Raw genomic sequence first — 24,773 nt, 5'->3', positions numbered from 1 at the left:
GGCAAGATGTCCGGAGTCGCCGAAATCACATCCGCCCATCAACCGATGCCCGCCGACGGAAAGTCCTGCATTCTGCTCGTGGAGGATGACGCGGAGATCTCGCGCATGCTGGTAGAGGTCCTGTCGGAGAACGGCTTCACCGCTCTGTCCGTGACCTCGGCGATGGAAATGGAGGTGTCGCTGGCTGCTGCGACCGTCGACCTCGTCGTGCTCGACATCATGTTGCCGGGCGAGGACGGGCTCAGCATCTGCCGCCGGCTGCGGGCGGCATCGTCCCTTCCGATCATCATGCTGACGGCGCGTGGCGCCGACGTCGATCGCATCGTCGGCCTCGAGATCGGCGCCGACGACTACGTCACCAAGCCGTTCAATTCGCGCGAGCTGATCGCCCGCATCCGGGCCCTCCTGCGGCGCGCCCAGGGGGGACGCGACGGTACGCATGCCCGCGCCCGACCGCTGGTCTTCTGCGGATGGCGCCTCGACCTCGCGGCACGTCAGTTGCGCAATCCCGATGACGTTCAGGTTGCCATGACGACTGTCGAGTTCGACCTGCTGGCTGCTCTCTGCCAGAATCCGGGACGGATCCTGTCGCGCGATCAGCTCGTCGAGTTGACTCACGGGCGTCTGGCGGGGCCGCTCGAACGCAGCATCGACGTCCATGTCAGCCGCATCCGGCAGAAGATCGAGCCGGATCCGCGCGATCCCACCTTCATCAAGACGGTGCGGCTCGGTGGCTACATTTTCACCCCGCCCGTCAGTGAAGCCTGTGCGAATCCTCGATCGCCTGATCCCGCGTAGCATTACCGGGCAGATCACCGGCATCGTGGCGATCTCCACGATCCTGTCGACCGTCATCGTGATGACCGTCATCATCTTCTTCGTCGAGGAGAACCCCCGGTACAGTGCGCCGGGCTTGGTGACCAACATTGGCACGGTGACGCGGCTTGGCCAGTCATTGAAGAGCGACGACGAGATCGCCGCCCTCCTCGCCGCTGCCCGCGATACCGGCATCAAGGTGAGACGCGTGCCTCTGAGCGACCTGCGAATCTCTTCGCAACCCTGCTGTTTGTCAGCTCCGGTCAGGATTCTGGTCCGCAGGCTGCATCTGGGGTGGGGTGTCGAAACGCTGGAAGTCGTTCCTTCTCCGGGCAGCGATCCTGACGAGCTCGCCGTCAGGCTCAACGAGCGCGATGCGCTGTTGTTCGAGGTTGTGGTCGGCTTGAGCTTCTGGACGATCGTCCTGGCGCCCTCCGCCCTGGTGGTGATCATCGTGCTGCTCTTCGTGGCGCTTCTGTCGATGTACGCCATGCGCTGGATCATCTCGCCGCTGTCCGCTTTGGCGGCGGCCGCGCAGTCCTTCGGACGAACGCCCCAAGACGGTCGGATCGTACGCCGCCGTGGCCCCCAGGAGATCGTTCAGGTCGCGGACGCGCTCACCGACATGCGCACGCGCATTCGCGCCTTGCTCGACGACCGCACGCGCATGCTGGCCGCCATCAGTCACGACCTGCGCACGCCGCTGACGCGGCTCAGGTTGCGCGCGGAACGGCTCGCCGATCCAGTGCAGCGAGAGGGGCAGTTGCACGAGATCGCGCGCATCACGCATATGCTCGACGAGACGCTCAACTACCTGCGCCACGACGTTCGCTCCGAAGGGCTGTCGCGCATCGATCTGCCCAGCTTGCTCCAGACGGTTTGCGTCGAGTTCGCCGATGTCGGGCATGCCGTCGCCTATGACGGGCCGCCGCACCTGACCTGGCGGTGCCGGCCGAACGTGCTGGCGCGGGCGATAACCAATATCGTGGACAATGCGACCAAGCACGGCACCGTCGTCACCGTGTCGCTTCGTCTTCTGGATGGGCGCGGCGTCGAGATCGATGTCGGCGACGATGGACCGGGCATTCCGCCAGAGCTGCACGAGAAGGTGTTCGACCCGTTCTTCAAGGGCGATGCTGCGCGTAGCATCGTCGCGCGCAGCGGCTTCGGCCTCGGGCTCTCCATCGCGCGGGATGTCGTCAGGGGCCATGGCGGTGAGATCGAACTCCTCGACCGCGCACCGCGCGGCCTGATCGTTCGCGTGACGCTGCCCGGCGAACCGATGATCGGCAACGGAAACATCTCTTAACATCACTTAAAACAGCGCGATGCCGCCTGCTCCTATGGTCGAGGCTCCCCTCACCGAACCAGGCAGGTTTGATCGATGCGTATCCTTTCACCGGCCCTCGTGCGCCGGCGTTCGCCATTTTCCCTCGTGTTCGGCTTCATTGCCGCTTTCCTGCTGCTGTCGCCCGCTGCCCATGGGCAGCCGGCCAACGATCCGTTCGCCGCCAACGGCAAGTCGAGTAGCTGGTCGGTGACGCTGGGGGCGGGGGCGGCTTTCCGGCCGACCTTCGAAGGCAGCGACCGCTACTTCGTCTCGCCCGTGCCGTTCGTGAGCATCAACTACAATGACATGATCTCGCTCGATACGTCGGGGCTGAACGCTTACTGGCGCAAGGATGGCCTGCAGATCGGCGGCGGCGTCACCTACAATCTCGGCCGCTTCCAGGACGGCAACAGCGTCTTCACCCAGGGTGATGAGCGTTTGAACGGGCTCGGAAACATTCCCGTTGCCATGGGATTGCGCGCCTTCGCGAACTACAAGCTCGGCCCTGTCGTGCTGGGCGCCACGCTCACCAAGTATCTTGCCGAGGGCAACAACGGCCTGCTGATCGACGGCCTGGTCGAGATGCCGGTCCGGTTGGGGGATCGTACCACGATCACCGGCAGGCTGTTCGCCACCTGGGCCGACGAGAGCTACATGCAGACCTGGTTCGGTGTGACGCCGGGGCAGTCGCTCACCTCAGGCTATGGAATTTACCAGGCGGGGTCGGGCGTCAAGAATGTCGGTCTGGGCATCAACCTGCGGCACCGGCTGGGCACGAGCTGGATTCTCTCTGCCGACGCCCGCCTGCTCCGGCTCACCGGCTCCGCCGAATACAGCCCGATGACGGTGTCCGACATGAACATGAACTTCCTGGCAATGGTCGGATATCGCTTCTGAACCTGCTTCGGCCGTATCTTGAAGAGGAGGTCCAAATGTCCATTGCGATGACCATGAGGTGCCTGCGGGTCGCAGCGATCTGCGCCGGTTCGGCCGTCACCATCGGCGCCTGCGCCCATCCGCCGGAGACGCCCGAGGCGCGCGCCGAATACGACCAGGCCAACGATCCGGCGGAACCGACCAATCGAGTGATCTTCAGGGGGAACAAGTTCGTCGATGACAACGCGTTGCAACCGGTCGCCCGCGCCTATCAGGAGCACCTGCCGAACCGTGCGCAAAAGACCGTCCACAACTTCGCCAGCAACCTCGACCAGCCAGCCGTGGCGCTGAATGACGTACTCCAGGGAAACTTCGGTCGCAGCTGGAATACGATCCAGCGCTTTGTCATTAACACCACCGCGGGCGGCCTGGGCCTGTTCGATGTGGCGACGGACTGGGATCGCCCCGGGCACAGGGCCGATTTCGGACAGACGCTGGGCGTGTGGGGCGTTGGTCCGGGGCCGAGTGTTCAACTGCCCTTGTTTGGCCCCTCGAACGTGCGTGACAGCATCGGAACTGTCGTGGATTTGGTTGGAAACCCCACGAACTTCATTCCCGGGGGTGTGTTCGTAGCCGTCGGCGTAGCCGCCGAAGCGGCCGGCATGGTCGACGGCAGGGCCCGCACGTTGGGTGTGACCGATTCGTTGGAGAAGGAGTCACTCGACTACTACGCGGTCATGCGAAGTGCGGCGGCACAGCGTCGCGAGGCCCTTGTCGACGAGGGAAAGGCCGCAAAGTAGGTGCCCGTCGCACGTCGGCCGACATCAATGTCGTAGCCGCAGGCTGCTCAGCACAAGGGCGGTGAGGGCGAAGCCGGCACCCAGCCAGAGCGCCGCCCGAGCCGCGTCCGCCGCGCCGCCGCCAGAAAAGTCGAACAGACCGAACACCAGCGCCACCAGCGCGGCGCCCATCGTCTGGCCGAGAGTGCGGGCCGTGGCGATGATGCCGCCGGCGCTGCCGCTGCGGTCGCGCGGCACGGCGTTCATCATCAGCCGGTTGTTGGGCGCGGCGAAGATTCCGAAGCCCGCGCCGCACAGGACCAGCCGCCACATGATGTTGAAGGCGGAGGGATCGGGCGGCAGCAGCGCCGTCAGGATCATGCCGGTGGCCATGCAGGTGAGGCCGATCGTGCCCAGCGCACCCGCATGGTGCCGGTCGGCCAACCGGCCGGCGATCGGCGCGACGCCGGCCAGCGCCAGCGGCCATGCCGTCAGCAGCAGGCCGGTCGCGGTGGCATCGCGCCCGAGCACCGTATGGAAGAAGAAGGGAAGGCTGACGAAGGCCAGGCCCTGCGCCGTGAAGGTGCAGGTCGAGGCCGAGATCGAAAGCGAGAAGATCGGCCGGCTGAACATGTCGATCGGCATCATCGGATCGGCGAGCCTGCGCTGACGCCAGACGAACAGCGTGCCGAACAGGGCTGCGCCCAGCAGCTCGGCCACGATCACCGGCACGGGATGGCCGTGACCCACGCCATCGACGCCGAAGATCAGCAGGCCGAAGGTACCGCCGGACAGCACCGCCGAAGGCACGTCGAACGGCCGCTTGACGTGGGTCGTCACCGGCAGGAAGCGGCCGGCCAGGAAGAAGGACAGAATGCCGAGCGGAATGTAGACGGCGAACAGGATCGGCCAGCTCGTGATGGCCAGCAGCGCGGCGCCGAGGCTGGGGCCGGCGGCCAGCGAGGTGGCCACGACGGTGGTGTTGAAGCCGAGGCCGCGGCCGAGCGCGGCGCGCGGATAGATCGATCGCACGAGCGCGGGCTGGATGGCCATGATGGCCGCACCTCCCAGCCCCTGCAGCGTCCGCGCACCGATCAGCCAGGACAGCGAGGGCGCCAGAACGCAGCCGATCGAGGCCAGCGAGAAGACGACGAGGCCCCAGCGATAGACGGTGCGGTAGCCCACGATGTCGCCCAGCGCAGCGATCGGCAGCAGCATGATCATCAGCGCGATCTGGTAGGCGTTGACGATCCAGATCGAACTCTCTGCCGAGATCGCGAGGTCGTTGGCGATGTACGGCAGGGCGAGATTGGTCATCGAATTGCTGAGCACCGCCATCGACAGGCCGATGGTGATGGTCGCCACGGCGGCGAGCCGGCGGGGCCCCGACGGCATGCCGTCGGGGAGCGGACCGGCTGAAGCGGGTTCGGCCATGTCTTACTGCGGGACCGTCAGTTCGTCGCCGGCGATGGTCGTGCGCTGCATCAGGCGCTTGTGCTGGGTCGCATCGTAATGGGTTGCACGATGCAGGACGGCGCGATTGTCCCAGACGATCACGTCGCCTTCGCGCCAGGCATGGGACATCATGAATTCCGGCTGTTCCGCACGCTGCGCCAGCTCCCACAGGATCGCCTTCGATATCGGCTCCGGCCAGTCGAGGATGCGGCCGGCATGGGCGCCGATATAGAGCGCGCGGCGGCCGTTGATCGGATTGTCGCGGAACATGCGCTGCTTGACCGGCGGCAGCTCCGACAGCGACTTGGCGCTCAGGATGCCCTTCTGCACCCGGTCGCGAGAATGCGAGAGCGCATGTTCGGCAACCAGCGGATGGATCGTCGCCTGCAGGGCGGGCGGCAGCGCGTCCCAGGCCGCACGCATGTTCAGGAACTCGGTGTTGCCGCCCTCGGGCGGGCAGATCCGCGCGGTCAGGATCGAGCACAGAGACGGCACGCGCTTGAAGGAGGAGTCGGAGTGCCAGAAGTAGTTGGCCTTCTGGTAGATCATGCGCATGTCGTCCGGCGGGATCGGCTCGCCGGTCATGATGTCGAGGTTCGACTGGCGGGCGAACTTGGTGCCGGCGGCGGGATTGGCGCTGAGCGTCGTCTCGAGCGGGCCGAAATTCTCGCTGAAGGCGATCTGGGTGTCGTCGTCCATCGCCTGGTCGCGGAACAGGAGCACGGAATGCTCCTCGAAGGCGGCGCGGATCGGCCCGAACTCGCGCGCCGAGAGCGGGCGCGTGATGTCGATGCCGGTGATCTCCGCGCCGAACAGCGGATGGAGCTTGCGGACTTCGATGCTGCCGGTGTTGCGCATGGCGTTGGCCCTCAGTCGATGATCGCCTGGTAGGTGAGCACGCGCAGCTCGCGCCGGATCGGATAGGTCGAGGACGGCATGAGCTGCGTCAGCAGCACCACGGCCATGTCCTCGACCGGATCGATCCAGAAGGCGGTTGAGGCCGCGCCGCCCCAGGCATATTCGCCCGGCGTGCCGGCAATGTAGGCCTTGGCCGGGTCGAGCATCACCGAGAAGCCGAGCCCGAAGCCGATGCCGGTGTAGGTCGATTCCGAGAAGCGCGGCGTGCCCATGTCGGCCATGTCGCCGTTGAGGTGATTCATGGTCATCAGCTCGACCGTCTTGCGGCCGAGCAGACGCACGCCGTCGAGCTCGCCCTCGTTCAGCATGAACTTGCAGAAGCGCAGATAGTCCGATGCGGTCGAGACCAGCCCGCCGCCGCCCGAGTTCACCTTGCGCGGCGCGAGGTAGCGGCTCTTGGCCGGATCGTCGATCAGGTCGAGCTTGCCGCCCGCGCCGGCGGCGTAATTGGCGGCGAAGCGATCGTGCTTGTCCGGTGGGACATGGAAGTCGGTGTCGACCATGCCGAGCGGGTCGATCACCTTCTCCTTGAGGTACTTCTCGAAAGGCTGGCCCGAGATGACCTCGACCAGGTAGCCCAGCACGTCGGTGGAGACTGAGTAGTTCCACGCCTTGCCCGGCTGGGCGATCAGCGGCAGCTGGGCCAGCCGCTCGACCACCTGCTTCAGGCTGGTGTCGGCCGTCTGGAAGTCGACGCCGTCCTGCTTGGCGCGATAGGCGGCATCGACCGGATTGCTCTCCATGAAGCCGTAGGTCAGGCCCGACGTGTGGGTGAGCAGATCGCGGAAGTTGATCTCGCGCTCGGCCGGCACCGTTTCGATCTTGCCGCGGCTGCCGCCCGACATGACGCGCGGGTTGGCGAAGGCGGGGATGAACTTCGAGATCGGGTCGTCGAGCTGAAACTTGCCCTCTTCGTAGAGCATCATGATGGCCGTCGAGGTGAGCGGCTTGGTCATCGAATAAATGCGGAAGATCGTGTCGGCGCGCATCGGCGTGTTGCGGGCCACGTCCGACTTGCCCACGACCTCGGCGAAGGCCAGTTCGCCATTGCGCATGACGCAGGTCACCATGCCGGCCAGCTTTCCGCTGTCGACCCACTCTTTCATCCAGGTGCGCACGCGGTCGAGCCGCGCTGCGGAAAGCCCGACCTGTTCGGGGGTGACGAGCGGCAGCGTGTCCATGGCGATCCTCCTGTAAGCCCCGGTAGACTAGCCCAGGACGATAGGGTTCAGACACGCAAAAGACGGGAGGGAGCAATGGCGAGATTGTGCGAGGGACGGGTGGCGATCGTGACGGGCGGGGCCCGCGGCGTCGGCCGGGAACATTGCCTGATGCTGGCGGAGCATGGCGCCAAGGTGGTCGTGAACGACCTGGGCGGCGACCGGGCCGGCAAAGGCAACGATGTCGGACCCGCCCAGCAGGTCGTGAATGAGATCAAGGCGATGGGCGGCGACGCGGTGGCCAATGGCGACGACGTCTCCGACTGGAATGGCGCCAAGCACATGATCGACCAGGCGGTCGAGGCATTCGGCAAGCTCGACGCCATCGTGCTCAACGCCGGCATCCTGCGCGACCGCATGCTCGTCAACATGAGCGAGGACGAGTGGGACTCCGTCATCAAGGTGCACCTCAAGGGCACTTTCGCGCCCGCCCGACATGCCGCCGCCTACTGGCGCGACCAGGCCAAGCTGAAGGGCGGACCGGTCGATGCGCGCATCATCACCACCACCTCGGTCTCGGGCATCTACGGCAATATCGGCCAGACCAACTACGGCGCCGCCAAGGCCGGCATCGCCTCCTTCACCATCATCGCGGCGCGGGAACTCGCCCGCTACGGCGTCACCGTGAACTCGATCTCGCCCTCGGCCTTCACGCGCATGACCGAGGACCTGCGCGAATATACGGAAGAGGACAAGAAGCGCCGCGATCCCAAGTGGATCGCCCCGGTCGCGACCTGGCTGGTGAGCGAGGACAGCCGCGAGGTGACGGGCCGCGTCTTCCAGGCCGGAAACGGTATTTTCGCGGTTGCCGAGGGCTGGCATAAGGGCCCGACCGTCGAGCAGATCATGGACCCGGTGCAGGCCGGCAAGGTGCTGGGCGAGATCGCCCGGAAAGCCCGCAAGAACGCGGGCATGAACGGTCTCGATCTGGACTGAAACAAGCAGGGAAGAAGAAGGAACAAACACATGATGAAGATCAATCGCCGCACGGCGCTGGCGGCGACGGCCGCGGCTGCCCTGGTTCCGGGTGCTGCGCGCGCCCAGGCCTGGCCGAACAAGCCGATCCGCTGGGTCGTGCCCTACACGGCCGGTGGCCTGACCGACGTGACGACGCGGTTGACGCTCGAGAAGATGAACGTCGGCCAGACCTTCGTGGTCGATAACAAGCCCGGCGCCAATTCGCTGATCGGAGCCGAGATCGTCGCGAATGCGGCTCCCGACGGCTACACTTTCCTGACGGTGATCGCCGCGCATGCGGCCAACAAGACTCTCTATGCCGGCAAGCTGAAATTCGACCCGGTCTCGGGATTTGCGCCGGTGTCGCTGGTCGGCGTCGCGCCGCTGATCATCTGCGTCACCAACGGACTGCCGGTGAAGAACGTGGCCGAGCTGATCGCCTACGCCAAGGCCAATCCGGGCAAGCTCTCGTTCGGCTCGTCCGGCGTCGGTGCCGCCGCGCATCTCACCAGCGAACTCATGAAGCAGGTCGCGGGGATCGATATGGTGCACGTGCCCTACAAGGGCACGGCGCCGGCGCTGGCCGACCTCGCCTCGGGCAACATCCAGCTGCTGATCGACGCGCCGATCGGGGTGATGACGCAGGTTCGCGCCGGCAAGATCCGCGCGCTCGCCATGCTGTCCAAGAATCGCGTGCCGGGTGTCGAGGAGGTGCCGACGATCGTCGAGGCGGGCGGCCCGCTGATCGAGTCCTCGACCTGGGTGATGTTCCTCGCGCCGGCGGGAACGCCGAAGGAGATCGTCGACAAGGTGTCGGCCGAGGTCTCGAGGGCGGTGAAGGACGAGAGCCTGCGCAAGCGGCTCGCCGAGCAGGCGGTGATTCCCGTCGGGGCGACGCCGGAAGAGACGGGCAAGTTCCTGAAAAGCGAGATCGACAAGTGGGAGAAGGTGATCACCACCGCCGGCGTCAAACCCGACGCCTGAACCAAAGTCCCGAAGAGGAGCAGCGGCGCCGGGCAAACCGGCACCGCTGTCACTTGGGCGGGGGGGCATTCCCGCCCATGCCGGCCTGCGACGACGTGGCCGGACCAGGCCGCCCATGCCGCGCGACGGATTGCGTCGGGCGGCCCATCGGGCCGAGGCACAGGTTTCCCCCTGTAATTTCAGCATTGGTAGCGCTTCCGGTCGGCCTTCATGGCTTTCGAGGACGAAGAAATTCCCTAGGGCTGCAAGTGCAATAGGGCTGTGTTGACAGTCTAAGTGCAGCCTCAGCGCTTTACTCGCCGCGTGCCTTATCGTTTGCTCCCGCCATGATCTCGACTTTGAGTCTGGCGAACGGCCTTACGGTTCTTTTCGCCGCCCTTTGCCTCTGGACGATGGCGGCTCAGTCGCGCGGTGGGGTGACGACGCTGGGCCGAGTGGCCTTGCCGGGGGGCTTCGCGCTGATGGCGACGCTGATGCTGCTCGCGGGCGTGTTCGAGGCGAGCATTCTGTTCGACATCCTCTGGGTCGCGGCCTTCGCACTGGGATCGATGATCGGCCGCATCCGCGGATGGAGGCTGACGGTGCAGGCGAACAAGGAAGCGGGCCTCGTGATGCTGCCGGCAACGGTCGATGGTCTCATCGTGGCGGTGATCCTCGCGGTGCTGTCCGCGATCGATTTCGCCTCCGCCATGATCGGAGAGCCGGTGATGGCGCCCGGATATGTCGCCGCCGCCAGCGCGCTGTGCGCGGGCTTCCTCGGCTACCGCGTCCTCGTCATCGCGCTGCGCGTCGTTCGTCCGACGCCCAGCAAGGTTTCGAACGCCGTCTGACGGCGTCTCGTCCTCACAAGCCGTTCAACGTCTCCAGCACTTTCGGCTGCGGCCAGGTCCAGCCACTTGCGCTTTCGAAGGCGCGCATCGCGCGCAGCACGGCCTCGTCCGCTCGTGGCGCACCGATGATCTGTATGCCGACGGGAAGTCCCGCCTTCGTCAGGCCCGCGGGCATCGAGGCTGCCGGCTGGCCGGTGAGGTTGCAGGGAAGGGTATAGGGCGCGCCCTTGGTCCAGCGCGGAAACGCCTCCGAATTGTAGAGCGTCTCCACCGGGGGGCCGGCGGTTGGCGCGACGGGCGCCAGCAACAGGTCGTAGTTGCGATGCCAGAGCGCCAGATCGCGCGCGAGCCGGCTGCGCGCCTCGAAGGCCCTCGCATAGTCGGCGAGCGTTATCGCCAGGCCCTTTTCCATGAGCGCCCGCAGGCCGGGATCGAGCTTGTCGTGAAGCTGGGTCGGGATCTGCCGGAAGCGGGTGGCGAAGCTGCCGATCCACAGCGGTTCGAAGTGCTCCTGCAACGGCTCGAACATCGGGCCGACCTCCTCGACATGGGCGCCGAGCTCCTCGAAGCGCTTCGCCGCGGCGGCGACGAGTTCGCGCACTTCCGGATCGGCCTTCACATGACCGAGATCGAGGCTGAGGCCGATCTTCCAGCCGCGCACACCGGCATCGAGGCCGACCGTGTAGTCCCGCGCGTCGGCGGGCAGCGAGCGCCAGTCGCGCGGGTCGGGCCCCGCCGTCACGTTCAAGGCCATCGCCGTGTCGAGGACGCTGCGCGCCAGCACACCCTGGCTGATCACGTCGGCAAACGGCGCATCGGCCGGATATTGCGCGATGCGGCCGTAGGAAGGCTTAAGGCCGACGAGGCCCGTATGGCTGGCGGGAATGCGAATCGAACCGCCGCCGTCGTTGCCATGGTTGAACGGATTGATCCCGGCCGCCGTGAGTGAAGAGGCGCCGCCCGACGAGCCGCCGGGCGAGTGGGCGAGATTCCACGGATTGCGGGTGACCCCCTGCAGAGGCGAGTCGGTGATGGCCTTCCAGCCGAATTCGGGCGTGTTGGACTTGCCGAATATGATCATGCCCGCTGCAAGGAACTTGTCGGTAACTGCTGCGTTATCGTGGGCGGGAGTCTCGTCCGTGGAATGCGATCCGTATCGAGTGGGCCATCCCTTGACGTTCGTGGTGTCCTTGATGGTCGTCGGAACGCCGTCGAGCGGAGACAGAGGCTCTCCTTTCTGCCATCGCGATTCAGCTTCTTTTGCAGCGGCTTGTGCGCCGTCTTTATCAATCAACACGAGTGCGTTCAGGTGAGGCTGCATCGCCGATGCACGATTCAGCATCGCGTCGAGGACCTCGACGGGAGAGGCGTCTCCGCGGGCGAAGAGTTTTGAAAGTTCCGCTGCAGAAAGCCAGTCGAATGCAGACTTAGACATGCGTTTTTTGTCGGTTCTCGACGGAGGTTGGATGTTTCAAAGTGCAGGTGTTGAAGCAGTGTCGACTCTGATTTCTCCCAAGTCGAGAGCGTATTGGAGGACGTGATGGAAACCATCGCCGCGCTTGTCGCCGCCGGTGCCGCCTTTGGGGCGAGTTATCTCATCGGCCGCTCGGTGGCCGCATCGTCTCTCCTCGTGGCCTTGGGCGGGCTGCTGTGGGGCGTCGGCTTCGCTGTTCTGTTCTTCGTTGCGACCGTGACGGTCGGACATCTGACGCCGGGCCTGTTCGAGCCGTGGCTGCTCGGTGTCCACTTCATCGCCTTGATCGTCGCGGCGCCGCTCGGTGGCGCTGCCATCGCGGCACTCACCCACTGGCGCGTCGAGCGTGCCGATGCGGCACGCCTGCCCTTCTGATCGCGAAGCGGCAAATAGCGAAACGATCGGCTTCCCCGTAGCGACCTCGCGACGCTAAGCTCCCCGGCAAGCTAGGGGAGGCACCATGGTCGAGGTGAAGCTCGGCGCCGGTACGGCCGTGCGCATCGAGGAAAGCTACGAACCCAACTTCGACGCCAAGGCGTTCTTTCCCGATTGGGATCCCGCCGTCGTGGAGCGGCATCGCGACTGGCTGGTGCCGGCGCACTATGACGAGGCCTCGGCTTTCCTGAAGCTCAGTATCCATAGCTGGCTGCTGAAGATCGGCGGCAAGACCGTCCTCATCGACACCTGTGTCGGCAATCACAAGTCGCGTCCCCATCGGCCGAAGTGGCACCTGATGGAGACGAGGTATCTCGAGCGGCTGAAAGCTGCCGGCGTGGAGCCCGAAGAGATCGACATGGTGATGTGCACACACCTCCACGTCGATCATGTCGGATGGAACACCCGGCTGGAGAACGGCCGATGGGTCCCGACGTTCAAGAACGCAAAATACGTGTTCAGCCGGACCGACTACGACCACTACCTGAAGCTCGATGGCGATCCCGCGACCGGGCCGGTCAACGCGGGCTCGTTCCGGGACTCGGTTCTGCCGGTGGTCGAAGCGGGGCTCACGCAGATGATCGATGGAGCCGCGCAGCTCGACGAAAACCTTGCCGTCGAACCGGCGCCGGGTCACACGCCGGGCACGATCGCCATCAAGTTCGAATCGCGCGGCGAGAAGGCGCTGTTCTGCGGCGACATCCTCCATCACGCGCTGCAGGTCTATCACCCGCAATGGAACAGCTTCGCCTGCGCCGACGGAGCGGGGGCGCGCAACAGCCGGCGTGCCGCGCTCGAACATTGTGCGGGAAGCGGCGCCCGGCTGATGCCCTGCCATTTCGGAGCGCCGTTCAGCTGTCACATCGACCACAAGGACAACGGATTCGTGCCGCGCTTCGGCGGGCAATTCTAGGGGAGGAAGACATGATCTACGAAATGCGGGTCTACCGGTGCGTGCCGGGTCGCCTGCCGGCGCTGCTCAATCGCTTCAACACGATCACGCTCAAGATCTGGGAGCGGCACGGCATCAAGCAGGCCGGCTTCTTCACGACCCTGATCGGAGAGTCGAACCAGGAACTGACCTATTTCCTCGCCTGGGAGTCGTTGGCAGATCGCGAGAAGAAGTGGAACGCCTTCGCCGCCGATCCGGAATGGCTGACCAAGCGCGCCGAGACCGAGAAGGACGGCGCCATCGTCGAGAACGTCTCCGTTCAGATGCTGACGCCGACCGGCTTCTCGTCCGTCCAGTAGCCGTCAGTCGGCCCTGAGGCCGGCCGTCTTGGCGAGGTAGGCCCACTTGGCGTGGTCGCGCGCCACGTAGGTCGCGAACTCGGCGGGCGATCCGAACTGGGGATCGACGCCGAGAGACGCAAGCTTCTTCGCGACGGTCGGCGAGCGGAGCGTGGCCGCCACGGCCCTATTCAGCCGCTCGACCAGTCCGGGGGCCGCGCCGGCGGGCATGAAGACGCCGAAGGAGATCACGGCTTCGTACCCGGGCAATCCCGACTCGGCGATGGTCGCGATGCCGGGCGCGGCAGCCGAGCGCGCCAGCCCTGTCTGGCCCAGACCGCGGATCCTGCCCGCTCTGACATGGGGAAGCGCAACCGACAGGTCCGCGAAGCCGATGTCGATCTGCCCGGCCATCAGATCGGTCGTTGCCGGACCGCTTCCCTTGTACGGCACATGCACGATGTCGAGCCGCGCCATCGCCTTGAAAAGTTCGAGCGCGAGGTGGGTCTGGTCACCGATGCCGGCCGAGCCACCCTTCAGGCTGCCCTGGTGTACACGCGCCAGATCCAGCAACTCAGCGACGTTGCCGACCTGCAGGTCGGGCCGCCCGACGAGCAGCATCGGCGTGAACCCGACCGGGGACGCCGCTGCGAAGTCGGTGCGGATGTCATAGGTCAGGGGACGTCCAAGCGCCGGCGCGATCGTCGTCGGGCCGTTGGACGCCAGCAGGAAGACGCCGCCATCCGGCGTGCTCCTGGCGGTCGAGCTGGCGGCGGCCTCACCATTGGCCCCGGTCTTGTTGTCGACCAGGACCGCGCGGCCCAGCTGTTCGCCGATGCCGGGCGCCATCAGCCGCGCCAGCAGATCGCTCTGGCTGCCGGGGGGGAAGCCCACGATGAGGCGCAGGGGCGGGTCGGGAAAGGCGGGCGATTCCGCACCGGACGAGATCCAGGGCGGAGCCAGGGGCAGGGCGGCGAGACCGGCGAGGGCGCCGCGGCGAAAGAGCTTGCGCATGCGGGAAGTATGCTAGGCTTTTCGCAACACAGGGAGGAAACAAGAATGCAACGTAGAACTTTCACGAGCGCAAGCGCGGCTGCCCTCATAGGGTCTCTCGCCGGATGGCCGGCGATGGCGCAGAAGATTTCCGGCGATGTCCGCTTTCTCTGCGGCTTCGCGCCGGGCGGCACGGCCGATCTCCTGTGTCGGATCATGGCCGAGGCCGTGACCTCTGAAGTCGGACAAAAAGTCATCGTCGATACCAAGACCGGCGCCAGCGGTTTCATCGCCAACGAGATCGTCGCGAACGCTCCACCGGACGGCCGGACCATCGGCCTCGCGGCCATGGCTGCGCTGTGCGTCTCGCCGGTGATGCCGGGACAGAAGCTGCCGATCAACGTCGACACCGACCTCACGCCGATCGCGAACATCGCCGGCGTCACCAACATGCTGGTCGTCGGCAAGCACATGCAGTACCGCACGGTCCCGGAGATCATCGACTTCGCGAAGAAGAACCCGGGCAAGCTCACCTATGCTTCCGCGGGCAACGGCACGTCGCAGCATCTTGCCGCCGAACTCTTCAAGAAGATGGCGGGCATCAACATCCTGCACGTGCCCTATCGCGGCGGCGCCCCCGCCATCCAGGACATGATCTCCGGCAATTGCGACATGATGTTCGGCAACATGCCGGAATTCCTGGGCCAGATTAACGGCGGCGGGCTGATCCCGGTCGCCTTCGGCTCGCCCAAGCCCTCGCCGCTGTTTCCCAACCTTCCGTTGATGTCGAAGTTCCTGCCGGGCTTCCAGGTGGTCAACTGGTTCGGCGTGTTCGGCTCCAAGGGCATGCCGGCCGACCTGGTCGACTTCTGGAACAAGGCTCTCCGGGCGGCCGTCGCCAAGCCGGACGTGCAGAAGCGCTTCGCCGAGAGCGGCATGGACTCGATCATCGGGTCGCCGGCCGAATTCAAGGCGACCATCATGGCCGATCGCAAGAAGTGGGAAGAGGTCATCCAGGGCGCCGGCATCCGCGCCGACTGACGATGCCTCTCGCCACTAGCAACCATGGGACCCTTCACTACGACGTCGTGGATCTCGTGGCGCCCTGGCAACGGTCGCGCCTGCCGATCCTGTTCCATCACGGGATCGGCGCCAGTGCCGGGATCTGGACCGGGTGGCGGCCCGCGCTGGCCGATGCTCACCGGCTCGTCACCTTCGACATGCGCGGCTACGGACGCTCGAACCTTCCGCAGGCGGACTTCAGCTGGTCGCTGGACCTGCTGGTCGAGGACCTGTTCGCCGTCGCCGATGCCGCCGGACTCGAGCGTTTCCATCTCGTGGGCGAGTCGATCGGCGGGACGGTGGCGCTGGCGGCGGCGCTTGCCCGGCCGGCGAGGATCGCGACGCTCACCGTCAGCAACGGCGCCCATCTCGGGGCGTCGATCCAGCGGGTCGAGGCGTGGCGGCGCCAGCTCGACGAAGGCGGCTCGAAAGGCTGGTCGGATGCCTTCCTGCGCGACCGCTTTCACGACGATGCGTTGTCGGCCGAGCGGCGCGCGTGGTTCGCCGCGGAACAGGAGAAGTGGCCGCGGGACTCCATTTTGAATGCCCTTGGCGTGCTCATCGGGACCGACCTCACCCCCCGGCTGGGCGAGATCAGGTGCCCGGTGCTTTTGCTGCATCCCGACGGCAGCCCGTTCATCCCCGTGAGCGTCGTGGCCGAACTGCTCAAGGGACTGTTGGACGGCGAACTCAATGTCTTCGGCCGGTCACGCCACGGCCTGCCATTCTCGCATGCTGCGCAATGCGCGCAGGCTTTGCGGACTTTTCTCGACTCGCGCCAGGCGGACTGATACCCGGATCGTCAGGCAGCCTTGAAGCGAGGAAACAATGAGACGGATTCTGGCTGGCGCCGCGGCTTTGGCGATCGCCTTTTCGGCCGCTCCGGGCCTTGCCCAGGAGAAGCTCGCCGTCTGGTGGGTGAAGGGCTACTACAAGGCCGAAGACGAGGCACTGTTCGCCGCAATCAAGAAATTCGAAGCCAAGACAGGGGTCAAGATCGACCTGTCCCAGTACGCCGCGGAAGACATGATCCCGAGGACGGTCGAGGCCGTCGACTCCGGTTCGCCACCGGACATTGCCTATTCGGACACATACGACGTCCAGGTCGCGGCCAGGTGGGCCTTCGATGGCAAGCTCGAAGACATCTCCGACGTGATCGGGCCGATGAAGGACCGGTTCCTGCCGGGCACCATCGACACCGCGTACCTCTACGACGGCAAGGCCAGCAAGAAGGCCTTCTATGGTTTCGTCTTGAAGCAGCAGATGCTGCACGTCGAATACTGGAAGGACATGCTGGCGACCGCCGGCTTCAAGGAAAACGACATTCCCGGCACCTGGAAGGAATACTGGTCCTTCTGGTGCGACAAGGTCCAGCCGGCCTACCGCAAGGCGACCCGCAGCCGGGTGTACGGCATCGGCCGGCCGATGGGTGTCGATTCGACCGATTCGTTCCACTCTTTCATGAGCTGGGTCGACGCCTACGACGTCAAGCTGGTCGACGGGTCGGGCAAGCTTCTGGTCGACGATCCCAAGGTGCGGGAGGGGCTGATCGCCGCCCTTCGCGACTACACCGACGTCTATGCCAAGGGTTGCTCGCCGCCCTCGTCCACGGGCTGGATGGACGGCGACAGCGAGGCGGCCTTCAACGATCGCACGACGATCGTGACGCACGGCTATTCGATCGCGGCCGCAGCCAAGTGGCTCGACGATGCCAATAATCCGAACCGCACACCGGCGGAGCGCGCCGCCGGCCGCAGGGCCTACGACGAGCTGATCGCAACGGCCGGTCTCCCCCGGAAGCCCGATGGCACGCCGATGGTCTATCGCACGATCGTCAAGGTCGGCGTGATCTTCCGGGACGCGAAGAACAAGAAACGTGCCCGCGAATTCCTGCGGTTCCTGCTCGAGGAGGAGAATCTGCGCCCCTATGTCGAGGCTGGCCTGGGCCGCTGGTTTCCGGTGACCAAGGCCGCTCAGGAGAGCCCGTTCTGGAAGGCCGACAAGCATCGCAGGGCCGTGTACGACCAGTTCAAGACGTCACCGCAGCCGTCCGAGTTCGCGAAGAACTGGAAGTTCGCGCTGCTCGACACCGAGAACGTCTGGGCCAAGGCGATGAACCGCGTGGTGACCGACAAAGTTTCCGTCGAGAAGGCCGTCGACGAGCTGATCGCCCGCATCAAGGAAATCGCCGGCTAGAGCGGCGCCAGCGGAGCCTGCTTCAGCCGGTCGTCATGCGCGCGGCGTGCGGCGGCGGGAGGCAAAGGACGCCCTGAGCCGGTCGGCGAACTGCTCGACCTCGGCGCGCCAACGCAAGGCGGGGTCCCAGATGGCCGCGAGGTCCATGCCGAGGACGATGCCGTTGGCGACGATCTTGGCGGTGTGCAGGTCCGTCCGCGTCGTCGCCGGAATGACGGCGGTGCCGAGGCCCGCCCGCGCCAGAGACAGGATCACCGTACCCGAGCCGCCTTCGTGGCGGATGCTCGGCGACAGCGACAGCAGGCGAAGCGCCGCGTCCAAGGTCAGGCGCGACTGATATCCGCGGTCCAGCACCAGCAGGTCGCGCTCGCACAGTGCGCGGAGATCGATGCCGTTCCTGCGCTCGGCAGCGCTGAAGGGCTTGGGCGACGCCGCCAAGATGTCGAGGCGCACGATCTGGTGATCGACCAGCCCCGCGTCGTAGCGGGGGCGTCCCGTGATGCCCATCGAGGCGTCGCCGCTCAGCACGAGGTCTTCGATCTCGACGCCGTTCGCTTCGACGACGCCGACCCGGACGTGCGGTTTGGCCTGCGTGAATTCCGCCATGCCCGGCGCCACGACGGTCTCGATCGTGTGCGCCGTCGCCGCGACCGTGATCTGGATGGCGGGCTGAACGCTGTTGGCGCGCGCGGCCGCTTCGAACCGGGCGATTCCTTCCAGCGCCGAAGAGGCGAGCGGCAGCAGATCGTGCGCGTCGCTGGTCGCGGCCATTCCGCGTCCCGAAGGCTCGAACAGGGCGAGCCCCAGCCGATGCTGCAGTTCCGTGATGCGGCGCGACAGGGCGGATTGCGAAATGTTGAGGCGCTCGGCCGCTTCCACGAGGGATCCCGACCGATACACGGCCACGAAGGACTCCAGCAGCCGCTTGTCCATTCCTGCGAAATCCTCAGCATTTTATCTGCAAACAATGCACTTCATGCATAGGGTCGATCGGTGCTAGCGCTGCGTCAACCGCACCCGCGATGGGGCGGATCGAGAAAGGAAGACAGGGATGAAGCGTCGCCACCTCCTATCGCTCGCGTCTGCCGCCGCCGGATCGATGATCGCCAGCGCTGGCGCCAGCGCGCAGGGCGCCTATCCCGACCGGCCGATCACGCTGGTGGTCGCCGCCCCGCCGGGCGGCGGCACGGACATCGTCGGTCGCATGTTCGCCGAACATCTGTCCAAGGAGTTGGGGCAGCAGGTCATCGTCGACAACAAGGGCGGGGGCAACGGCAACATCGCCACGGCGATCGTCGCGAAGGCCAAGCCGGACGGCTACACGCTGCTCATGCAGTACTCGTCGTTCCATTCGGCCAATCCGGCGATGATCAAGAACCTGAACTGGTCGCCGAAAGACCTGACCGGAGTCGCGATGGGGGCGATCGCGCCGCAGCTCATCGTCATCGCCAAGCGGGTGCCGCCCGACACTCTGAAGGACTTCATCGCCTACGCGAAGGCCAATCCCGGCAAGCTGAACTATGCGTCGTTCGGGCCGGGTTCCGTCGCCCATATCGGCGGCGTGATGCTGAACAAGGCCGCCGGCATCGATCTGGTCCACATCCCCTACAAGGGCGCCGGACCGGTGAGCGCCGACCTCGTTGCCGGCCAGGTCGAACTGGCGGTGATGAGCCCGCCGTCGCTGGCGTCGCACATCCGCAACGGCAACGTGAAGGCTCTCGCGCTGGCGAGCGATGCCCGCCTGGCGGCGTTCCCCGATATTCCCACGACGGCAGAAGCGGGCCTGCCGAGCTTCATCTTCGATGCCTGGTACGGAATGTTCGCGCCGGCCGGGACGCCGAAGCCGGTCATCGACAGGCTGAACGCCGCCATGAGGAAGATCGCCAAGCTCGACGTCGTGGTCGAACGCTCGGCCCAGCTCGGGATAGTCCTCAAGGACTGGACTCCGGAACAGTTCGACCGGTTCGTGGCCACCGAAGGCGAGGTCTGGTCGAAGCTGATCCAGGAAAACAAGATCACCCTCGACGAATAGGCAACGGAGATACCCATGTCAGGTTCATTGAATGCCAATGCCGGCCCGCGCATCCGTTACAATGCGGACGAAAGCGCGCCCTACGAGACGATCACCGTCGACAAGCTGACTCCGATCATCGGCGCGGAGCTGGGCGGCGTCGATCTCAGCAAGCCGCTCTCCAACCGGCAGCAGGACGAGATCCACCGCGCGCTGGCCGAGAACCTCGTCATCTTCTTCCGCGACCAGGTACTGACGCCCGAGCAGCACATGTCGTTCGGCCGCCTGTTCGGCAACCTGCACGTTCACCCCGCGGCGCCGCATGAGCCTGGCATGCCGGAGATGATGATCATCCATTCCGACAAGAACAGCCCGCGCGCCAACGGCGAAGGCTGGCACACCGACGTGAGCTGCGAGGTCGAGCCGCCGATGGGCTCCATCCTGCACATCAAGACCTGTCCGCCGCGCGGCGGCGACACGCTGTTCGCCAGCATGTATGCGGCCTACGACGCCCTGTCGGATCGCATGAAGGCCTATCTCGACGGCATGATTGCCCTGCACGACGGCGAGCCGGTCTATCGCGGCCTGTTCAAGCCGATCGGCGTGGCCGACAAGCCCGAATATCCGCGGGCCGAGCATCCGGTGGTGCGCACCCATCCGGTGACCAGACGGAAGTGCCTCTACGTCAATTCCGGCTTCACCAGCCGGCTGCTCGGCGTGCCGCGCGACGAGGGCGACGCGGTCCTGCGCTACCTCTACCAGCACATGGAGAACCCGCTCTTCCAGTGCCGCTTCCGCTGGCGCGAGAACTCGATCGCCTTCTGGGACAATCGCTGCGCCCAGCATCGCGCGATGTGGGACTACTGGCCCCACACGCGCAGCGGCCATCGCGTCACCGTCACGGGCGACCGGCCGTTTTAGGAACGCTCAGGCTCGGATGGGCGTCAGGGGCGGCGCGGCGACGGCGCGTGCCGCCAGTCGCGTGCGATCCCGTTCGGGGCGAATGAAGAGCAGGCCGACCAGGCCGCCGGCGAGCAACAGGACGCCGAGAATGACGTAGCCCTGCTCGTAGCCGGCAAGCGGCGTCGCCGCGTTCTGGATCATCGATCCCATGATCTTGGGCGCGAGAATGCCGGCGAAGGTCACGACCGAGTTGGTGATCGCCAGCATCGCGGCACGCTGCGGGTGCGGGGTGAGTTCGCTGATGATCATCGGCAGGACCACGTAGATCGTGCTGCCGATGGCGGAGCCGAACACCAGGAAGGCGATCTTGAGGCCATCCGTCGGCATGGCGCCGACGAAGGGAAGGGCGCATCCGCCGGTGATGATCGCGAGACTCGGCAGGATGCCGCGGCAGATCCGGCTCGATACACCCTTTCTCTTGAGGCGCTGGGAGAGGTAGCCACCGGTGAGAACGACGAGGGCGCCGAAGACCCATGGCAGCACGGTGAGATTGCCGCCGAGCTTCTGGCTGAAGCCGAGGCCGGCCACCAGGTAAGACGTGAACCAGGTGAGACCCAGCGCCAGCCCCCAGTAGCTCGCAAAGCCCGCGGCACAGACGGCAAGAATGGTGGGGCAGGTGAGGAGGTAGCGGTAGGGTATGCGCTCGTTGCTGCCGTTCGTGCTCACCGGTGCATCGACGAGGGTCCCCTCGCGTCCGAAGATCAGCCAGAGGACGGTCCAGACCAGTCCCGCGATGCCCAGCGCGCCGAAGGCCCAGTGCCAGGTGTAGGTCTCGATGATCCAGTTGAGCAGGGGGACGGCGATGATGACGCCGAAGGCCGATCCCTGGGCGATGACCGCCGTCGGCAATCCGCGCAGCGAGTCGGGAAACCATTTGTAGATGGCATGGGTGGCGACGGGGCCGGCCGGACCTTCGCCGGCGCCCAGGATGATGCGGCAGACGATCAGGGTCTCGACGCTCACCAACCCCAGCATCGGAAACTGCACGATCGACCAGATGATCGCCATGACCAGCAGCGTGTGCCTGGTCTGCACGCGGTTGGAGATGAAGCCGACGACGATCGCCGAGACGGCGAAGAGCAGGAAGAAGGCCGAGCCGATATCGCCGAACTGCTCGGGTGTCAGGCCAAGGTCGCGGGTGAGGGGAACCGCGGCCAGGCCGACCACCACCTTGTCGGCGAAGTTGATGAGCATGAAGAGGAAGAGCAGGGCGGTCATGCCCCAGGCCCCCTTGAGGGGCCGATCGTGGACGGTCACTTGCGCGTTTCTCCCCGCGTCCTGTTCGACCGGACGCTGGCCCCCATCTGACAGGCAAGGCATCCATATCGTCAAGGAATGAAGGGCCCGGCGATGAGCCCCTCGACTCTCTGTTCATTCAGGCAAAGAAAAGGGCACCCGCAGGTGCCCTTTTCATCGTTCATGATCCGCAAGGCATCACTTCTTCACGAGCGGGCAGTTGCCGTCCTTCATCGGACGATAGGCTTCGTTGCCCGGCACCGTGGCGATGAGCTTGTAGATGTCGTCCTTGCTCTTGGACTCAGCCGGCGTCTTGACCTGGAACAGGTACATGTCACGCTCCAGTCGGCCGTCCTCGCGAAGCTTGCCGTTCTTGGTCATCACGTCGTTGACGGGGATCTCCCGCATCTTCGCCATCACCGCCTTCGGTTCGTCGGTGCCGGCGGCCTGCACGGCCTTGAGGTAGTGCAGGGTCGAGCTATAGACGCCGACCGTCAGCATGCTGGGGATCTTGTCCTTCTTGGCGCGGAAGCGCTTGGTCCAGGCCCGGGTCTCGTCGTTGAGATCCCAGTAGAAGGCTTCGGTCAGGACGAGGCCCTGCGCCACCGGCAGGGTGAGCGCCGCCACGTCGGTCGAGAAGACCAGCAGACCCGCGAGGCGCTGGCCGGCCTTGGTGATGCCGAATTCGCCCGCCTGCTTGATCGCGTTGATCGTGTCCTGGCCCGCATTGGCGAGGCCGATGACCTTGGCCTTCGACGCCTGGGCCTGCAGCAGGAAGGACGAGAAGTCCTGCGTGCTGAGCGGATGCCTGACGCCCCCCAGGACCTTGCCGCCGGCCGCCGTCACGACCGCGGTCACGTCACGCTCGAGCGCGTGGCCGAACGCGTAGTCGGCGGTGAGGAAGTACCAGGAGTCGCCGCCGTCCTTGACGACCGCGCCGCCGGTGACCTTGGCCAGCGCGTAGGTGTCGTACACCCAATGCGCGCCGGTCGGCGAGCAGGCTGCGCCGGTCAGGTCGGCCGAGGCCGCGCCGGTATTGATGTCGATCATGCCCTTTTCCTGGGCAATCTTGCGCACCGCCAGCGCCACCGACGAGGTGCCGATGCCGGTGATCATCTTCACACCGTCGACGTCGTACCACTTGCGGGCGATCGCCGCGCCGACATCGGGCTTGGTCTGATGGTCGGCCTGCAGGATCTCGATCGGGCGGCCGAGAACCTTCCCGCCGAAATCCTCGATCGCCATCTGCATGGCCTCGACTTCGCCCTGGGTGAGATCGCCATAGACGCCGGAAAAGCCTTCCATGACGCCGATCTTCAGCGGCTGAGGCGCCTGCGCCTGGGCATAGGCGGCCATGCCGATGATGGCGAGACCGGCGACGGCGGCCGCCGCTCCGGCGTGCCTGATACTGGTTGTGAGCTTCACGGTTTTAATCCTCCCAATGTTTTTCCCCGTTTTCAGTAATCGGAAATCTATCCATCTGTCGAACGCGACGCCAGTGCTGGACAGCGGCTCAAAGCTTCGATTTATTCGCGACACAGGGAGAGCCGATGGCCAACGAAGAAATAATTCTCGAGGCAACCGGGCTGACGAAGGAGTTCAAGGGCTTCGTCGCGGTCAAGAACGTCAATTTGCGCGTGAAACGGCACACAATTCACGCCTTGATCGGGCCAAATGGCGCCGGCAAAACGACGTGCTTCAATCTGCTGACGCACTTCCTGTCGCCGACGGCGGGGCAGATTCACTTCAATGGACGCAACATCACCGGCAGTTCGCCGGCGGCGATCGCGCGCATGGGACTGGCCCGGTCCTTCCAGATTTCCGCGGTGTTTCCCCATCTCAGTGTGCGTGAAAACGTGCGCGTCGCCCTGCAGCGCAAACTCGGCATTTCCTTCCAGTTCTGGCGTTCCGAGAGCGTGCTGGGACGGCTCGACGCGCGGGCGTTGGAGCTGGTCGAGGCCGTGGGCCTCGCGGAGTTCGCGGAGGCGCAGGCGGTCGACCTGCCTTATGGGCGCAAGCGCGCGCTGGAGATCGCCACGACCCTGGCGCTCGAGCCCGAGATGATGCTGCTCGACGAACCGATGGCCGGCCTCGGCCAGGAAGACATCAAGCGCATCGCCGAGCTCATCCGCACCGTCTCCAGGGACCGCACTGTCCTGATGGTCGAGCACAACATGTCCGTCGTTGCCGACCTTTCGGACACGATCACCGTGCTGGCGCGCGGTGAGGTATTGGCCGAGGGGCCTTACGCCACGGTGTCCAAACATCCCGCCGTCGTTGAGGCTTATGTCGGAACCGGTCATGGCTGAGACATTGTTGAAAGTCGCGGGCCTCCAGGCCTGGTACGGCGAGTCGCACATCCTGCACGGCGTCGACTTCGAGATTCGTCGTGGCGAGCTCGTCACGCTGCTGGGCCGCAACGGCGCCGGCAAGACGACGACGCTGCGGTCGATCATGGGCATCCTGGGCAAGCGCACCGGCTCGATTGCCTTCGACGGCAAGGAGACGATCGGCATGCAGTCGGATCACATCGCCCGACTCGGCATCGCCTACTGCCCGGAGGAGCGGGGGATTTTCTCGAGCCTGAACGTCGACGAGAACCTGCGCCTGCCGCCGGTCGTCAAACCGGGCGGGCTGAGCATCGAGGAAATCTACAAGCTCTTTCCCAACCTGCTGGAAAGGCGACACAGCCAGGGCACGAAACTGTCGGGCGGCGAGCAGCAGATGCTGGCCATCGGGCGCATCCTGCGCACCGGCGCCACCCTGCTGCTGCTCGACGAGCCGACCGAGGGTCTGGCCCCGGTCATCGTCCAGCGCATCGGCGAGATCATCCGACAGCTCAAGAGCCGCGGCTTCACCATCCTGCTGGTCGAGCAGAACTTCCATTTCGCGGCCACCGTCGCGGACCGCCACTATGTGATGGAAGACGGTCGCGTGATCGACACGGTCGCCTCGAGCGACGTGCAGCAGAGCATCGGCAAGCTGCAAACCTATCTGGGGGTATGAGG

General features: G+C 65.6%; 25 protein-coding genes. 17 read left to right on the top strand and 8 right to left on the bottom strand.

Features of this window, described 5'->3' with window-relative positions; genetic code table 11:
• Positions 1-45 precede the first annotated feature (45 nt).
• From ACO07K_RS19460 to ACO07K_RS19445, 4 genes are all read left to right on the top strand, one after another.
• Positions 46-798, top strand: a complete 753-nt coding sequence (locus ACO07K_RS19460; protein ID WP_422036680.1) for a response regulator — start codon at positions 46-48, stop codon at positions 796-798.
• Complete coding sequence (locus ACO07K_RS19455) at positions 767-2,125, top strand: sensor histidine kinase (protein WP_422030717.1); 1,359 nt, start codon at positions 767-769, stop codon at positions 2,123-2,125. The genes ACO07K_RS19460 and ACO07K_RS19455 overlap by 32 nt, the downstream gene beginning before the upstream one ends.
• A 75-nt stretch (positions 2,126-2,200) precedes the next feature.
• A complete protein-coding gene (locus ACO07K_RS19450; protein ID WP_422030715.1) occupies positions 2,201-3,043 on the top strand; it encodes a MipA/OmpV family protein in 843 nt (280 codons plus the stop codon).
• Positions 3,044-3,078: 35 nt separating this feature from the next.
• Complete coding sequence (locus tag ACO07K_RS19445; protein WP_422030713.1) at positions 3,079-3,822, top strand: MlaA family lipoprotein; 744 nt, start codon at positions 3,079-3,081, stop codon at positions 3,820-3,822.
• 24 nt (positions 3,823-3,846) lie between these two features.
• Here the strand turns inward: ACO07K_RS19445 and ACO07K_RS19440 are convergent, their stop codons facing one another.
• The 3 genes from ACO07K_RS19440 to ACO07K_RS19430 are packed head-to-tail and all read right to left on the bottom strand — an operon-like array spanning position 3,847 to position 7,355.
• Positions 3,847-5,235 (bottom strand): MFS transporter, encoded by a 1,389-nt coding sequence (locus ACO07K_RS19440; protein WP_422030711.1) that lies wholly within the window; start codon positions 5,233-5,235, stop codon positions 3,847-3,849.
• A 3-nt stretch (positions 5,236-5,238) separates the two neighbouring features.
• Positions 5,239-6,114, bottom strand: coding sequence for a TauD/TfdA dioxygenase family protein (locus ACO07K_RS19435; protein WP_422030709.1), 876 nt, complete (start codon positions 6,112-6,114; stop codon positions 5,239-5,241).
• Between the two features lie 11 nt (positions 6,115-6,125).
• A complete protein-coding gene (locus ACO07K_RS19430) occupies positions 6,126-7,355 on the bottom strand; it encodes a serine hydrolase domain-containing protein (protein WP_422030707.1) in 1,230 nt (409 codons plus the stop codon).
• Between the two features lie 75 nt (positions 7,356-7,430).
• On the opposite strand from ACO07K_RS19430, the gene ACO07K_RS19425 reads away from it, so the two are divergent.
• From ACO07K_RS19425 to ACO07K_RS19415, 3 genes are all read left to right on the top strand, one after another.
• Positions 7,431-8,330 carry an SDR family NAD(P)-dependent oxidoreductase gene (locus ACO07K_RS19425; protein ID WP_422030705.1) on the top strand — a complete coding sequence of 300 codons (900 nt, stop codon included), beginning with the start codon at positions 7,431-7,433 and terminating at the stop codon, positions 8,328-8,330.
• A 30-nt stretch (positions 8,331-8,360) separates the two neighbouring features.
• Positions 8,361-9,335: a Bug family tripartite tricarboxylate transporter substrate binding protein gene (locus ACO07K_RS19420; protein WP_422030703.1), complete on the top strand. Its 975-nt coding sequence runs from the start codon at positions 8,361-8,363 to the stop codon at positions 9,333-9,335.
• Between the two features lie 326 nt (positions 9,336-9,661).
• Entirely contained in the window at positions 9,662-10,165 is a 504-nt protein-coding gene (locus ACO07K_RS19415; protein ID WP_422030701.1) for a hypothetical protein, read from the top strand.
• A 13-nt stretch (positions 10,166-10,178) separates the two neighbouring features.
• Here the strand turns inward: ACO07K_RS19415 and ACO07K_RS19410 are convergent, their stop codons facing one another.
• Positions 10,179-11,600 carry an amidase family protein gene (locus tag ACO07K_RS19410; protein WP_422030699.1) on the bottom strand — a complete coding sequence of 474 codons (1,422 nt, stop codon included), beginning with the start codon at positions 11,598-11,600 and terminating at the stop codon, positions 10,179-10,181.
• A 105-nt stretch (positions 11,601-11,705) separates the two neighbouring features.
• On the opposite strand from ACO07K_RS19410, the gene ACO07K_RS19405 reads away from it, so the two are divergent.
• The 3 genes from ACO07K_RS19405 (at position 11,706) to ACO07K_RS19395 (ending at position 13,325) form a co-directional block, all read left to right on the top strand.
• A complete protein-coding gene (locus tag ACO07K_RS19405) occupies positions 11,706-12,014 on the top strand; it encodes a hypothetical protein (RefSeq protein ID WP_422030697.1) in 309 nt (102 codons plus the stop codon).
• A gap of 85 nt (positions 12,015-12,099) precedes the next feature.
• A complete protein-coding gene (locus ACO07K_RS19400; protein WP_422030695.1) occupies positions 12,100-12,987 on the top strand; it encodes an MBL fold metallo-hydrolase in 888 nt (295 codons plus the stop codon).
• An 11-nt stretch (positions 12,988-12,998) separates the two neighbouring features.
• Positions 12,999-13,325, top strand: a complete 327-nt coding sequence (locus tag ACO07K_RS19395; protein WP_422030693.1) for an NIPSNAP family protein — start codon at positions 12,999-13,001, stop codon at positions 13,323-13,325.
• A gap of 3 nt (positions 13,326-13,328) precedes the next feature.
• On the opposite strand, the gene ACO07K_RS19390 is transcribed toward ACO07K_RS19395, so the two are convergent.
• Positions 13,329-14,318, bottom strand: coding sequence for a Bug family tripartite tricarboxylate transporter substrate binding protein (locus tag ACO07K_RS19390; RefSeq protein WP_422030691.1), 990 nt, complete (start codon positions 14,316-14,318; stop codon positions 13,329-13,331).
• A gap of 114 nt (positions 14,319-14,432) precedes the next feature.
• Here ACO07K_RS19390 and ACO07K_RS19385 point away from each other — a divergent pair, with 114 nt between their 5' ends.
• Genes ACO07K_RS19385 through ACO07K_RS19375 form a run of 3 tightly spaced genes read left to right on the top strand, consistent with a single transcriptional unit; the run spans position 14,433 to position 17,555 of the window.
• The gene (locus ACO07K_RS19385; RefSeq protein WP_422030689.1) at positions 14,433-15,338 is read left to right on the top strand and encodes a Bug family tripartite tricarboxylate transporter substrate binding protein; all 906 of its coding nucleotides are present in this window, start codon (positions 14,433-14,435) and stop codon (positions 15,336-15,338) included.
• A gap of 47 nt (positions 15,339-15,385) precedes the next feature.
• A complete protein-coding gene (locus ACO07K_RS19380) occupies positions 15,386-16,150 on the top strand; it encodes an alpha/beta fold hydrolase (protein ID WP_422030687.1) in 765 nt (254 codons plus the stop codon).
• A 37-nt stretch (positions 16,151-16,187) separates the two neighbouring features.
• A complete protein-coding gene (locus ACO07K_RS19375; RefSeq protein ID WP_422030685.1) occupies positions 16,188-17,555 on the top strand; it encodes an extracellular solute-binding protein in 1,368 nt (455 codons plus the stop codon).
• A gap of 33 nt (positions 17,556-17,588) precedes the next feature.
• On the opposite strand, the gene ACO07K_RS19370 is transcribed toward ACO07K_RS19375, so the two are convergent.
• Complete coding sequence (locus tag ACO07K_RS19370; RefSeq protein WP_422030683.1) at positions 17,589-18,488, bottom strand: LysR family transcriptional regulator; 900 nt, start codon at positions 18,486-18,488, stop codon at positions 17,589-17,591.
• Positions 18,489-18,606: 118 nt separating this feature from the next.
• On the opposite strand from ACO07K_RS19370, the gene ACO07K_RS19365 reads away from it, so the two are divergent.
• Both ACO07K_RS19365 and ACO07K_RS19360 read left to right on the top strand, forming a co-directional pair.
• Positions 18,607-19,587, top strand: a complete 981-nt coding sequence (locus ACO07K_RS19365) for a Bug family tripartite tricarboxylate transporter substrate binding protein (protein ID WP_422030681.1) — start codon at positions 18,607-18,609, stop codon at positions 19,585-19,587.
• Positions 19,588-19,602: 15 nt separating this feature from the next.
• Positions 19,603-20,487 (top strand): TauD/TfdA dioxygenase family protein, encoded by an 885-nt coding sequence (locus ACO07K_RS19360; protein WP_422030679.1) that lies wholly within the window; start codon positions 19,603-19,605, stop codon positions 20,485-20,487.
• 6 nt (positions 20,488-20,493) lie between these two features.
• On the opposite strand, the gene ACO07K_RS19355 is transcribed toward ACO07K_RS19360, so the two are convergent.
• The gene (locus ACO07K_RS19355) at positions 20,494-21,786 is read right to left on the bottom strand and encodes an MFS transporter (protein ID WP_422030677.1); all 1,293 of its coding nucleotides are present in this window, start codon (positions 21,784-21,786) and stop codon (positions 20,494-20,496) included.
• A gap of 177 nt (positions 21,787-21,963) precedes the next feature.
• Positions 21,964-23,121: an ABC transporter substrate-binding protein gene (locus tag ACO07K_RS19350; RefSeq protein ID WP_422036679.1), complete on the bottom strand. Its 1,158-nt coding sequence runs from the start codon at positions 23,119-23,121 to the stop codon at positions 21,964-21,966.
• Between the two features lie 194 nt (positions 23,122-23,315).
• Here ACO07K_RS19350 and ACO07K_RS19345 point away from each other — a divergent pair, with 194 nt between their 5' ends.
• The gene (locus tag ACO07K_RS19345) at positions 23,316-24,074 is read left to right on the top strand and encodes an ABC transporter ATP-binding protein (RefSeq protein WP_422030675.1); all 759 of its coding nucleotides are present in this window, start codon (positions 23,316-23,318) and stop codon (positions 24,072-24,074) included.
• Positions 24,067-24,771, top strand: coding sequence for an ABC transporter ATP-binding protein (locus ACO07K_RS19340; RefSeq protein ID WP_298309643.1), 705 nt, complete (start codon positions 24,067-24,069; stop codon positions 24,769-24,771). The genes ACO07K_RS19345 and ACO07K_RS19340 overlap by 8 nt, the downstream gene beginning before the upstream one ends.
• Positions 24,772-24,773: the final 2 nt, after the last annotated feature.

The organism is Reyranella sp., assembly GCF_965228225.1.
Classification (GTDB): domain Bacteria; phylum Pseudomonadota; class Alphaproteobacteria; order Reyranellales; family Reyranellaceae; genus Reyranella.
The sequence above is the reverse complement of the archived record's forward strand: the minus strand, read 5'-3'. Positions and strand labels throughout refer to the sequence as shown.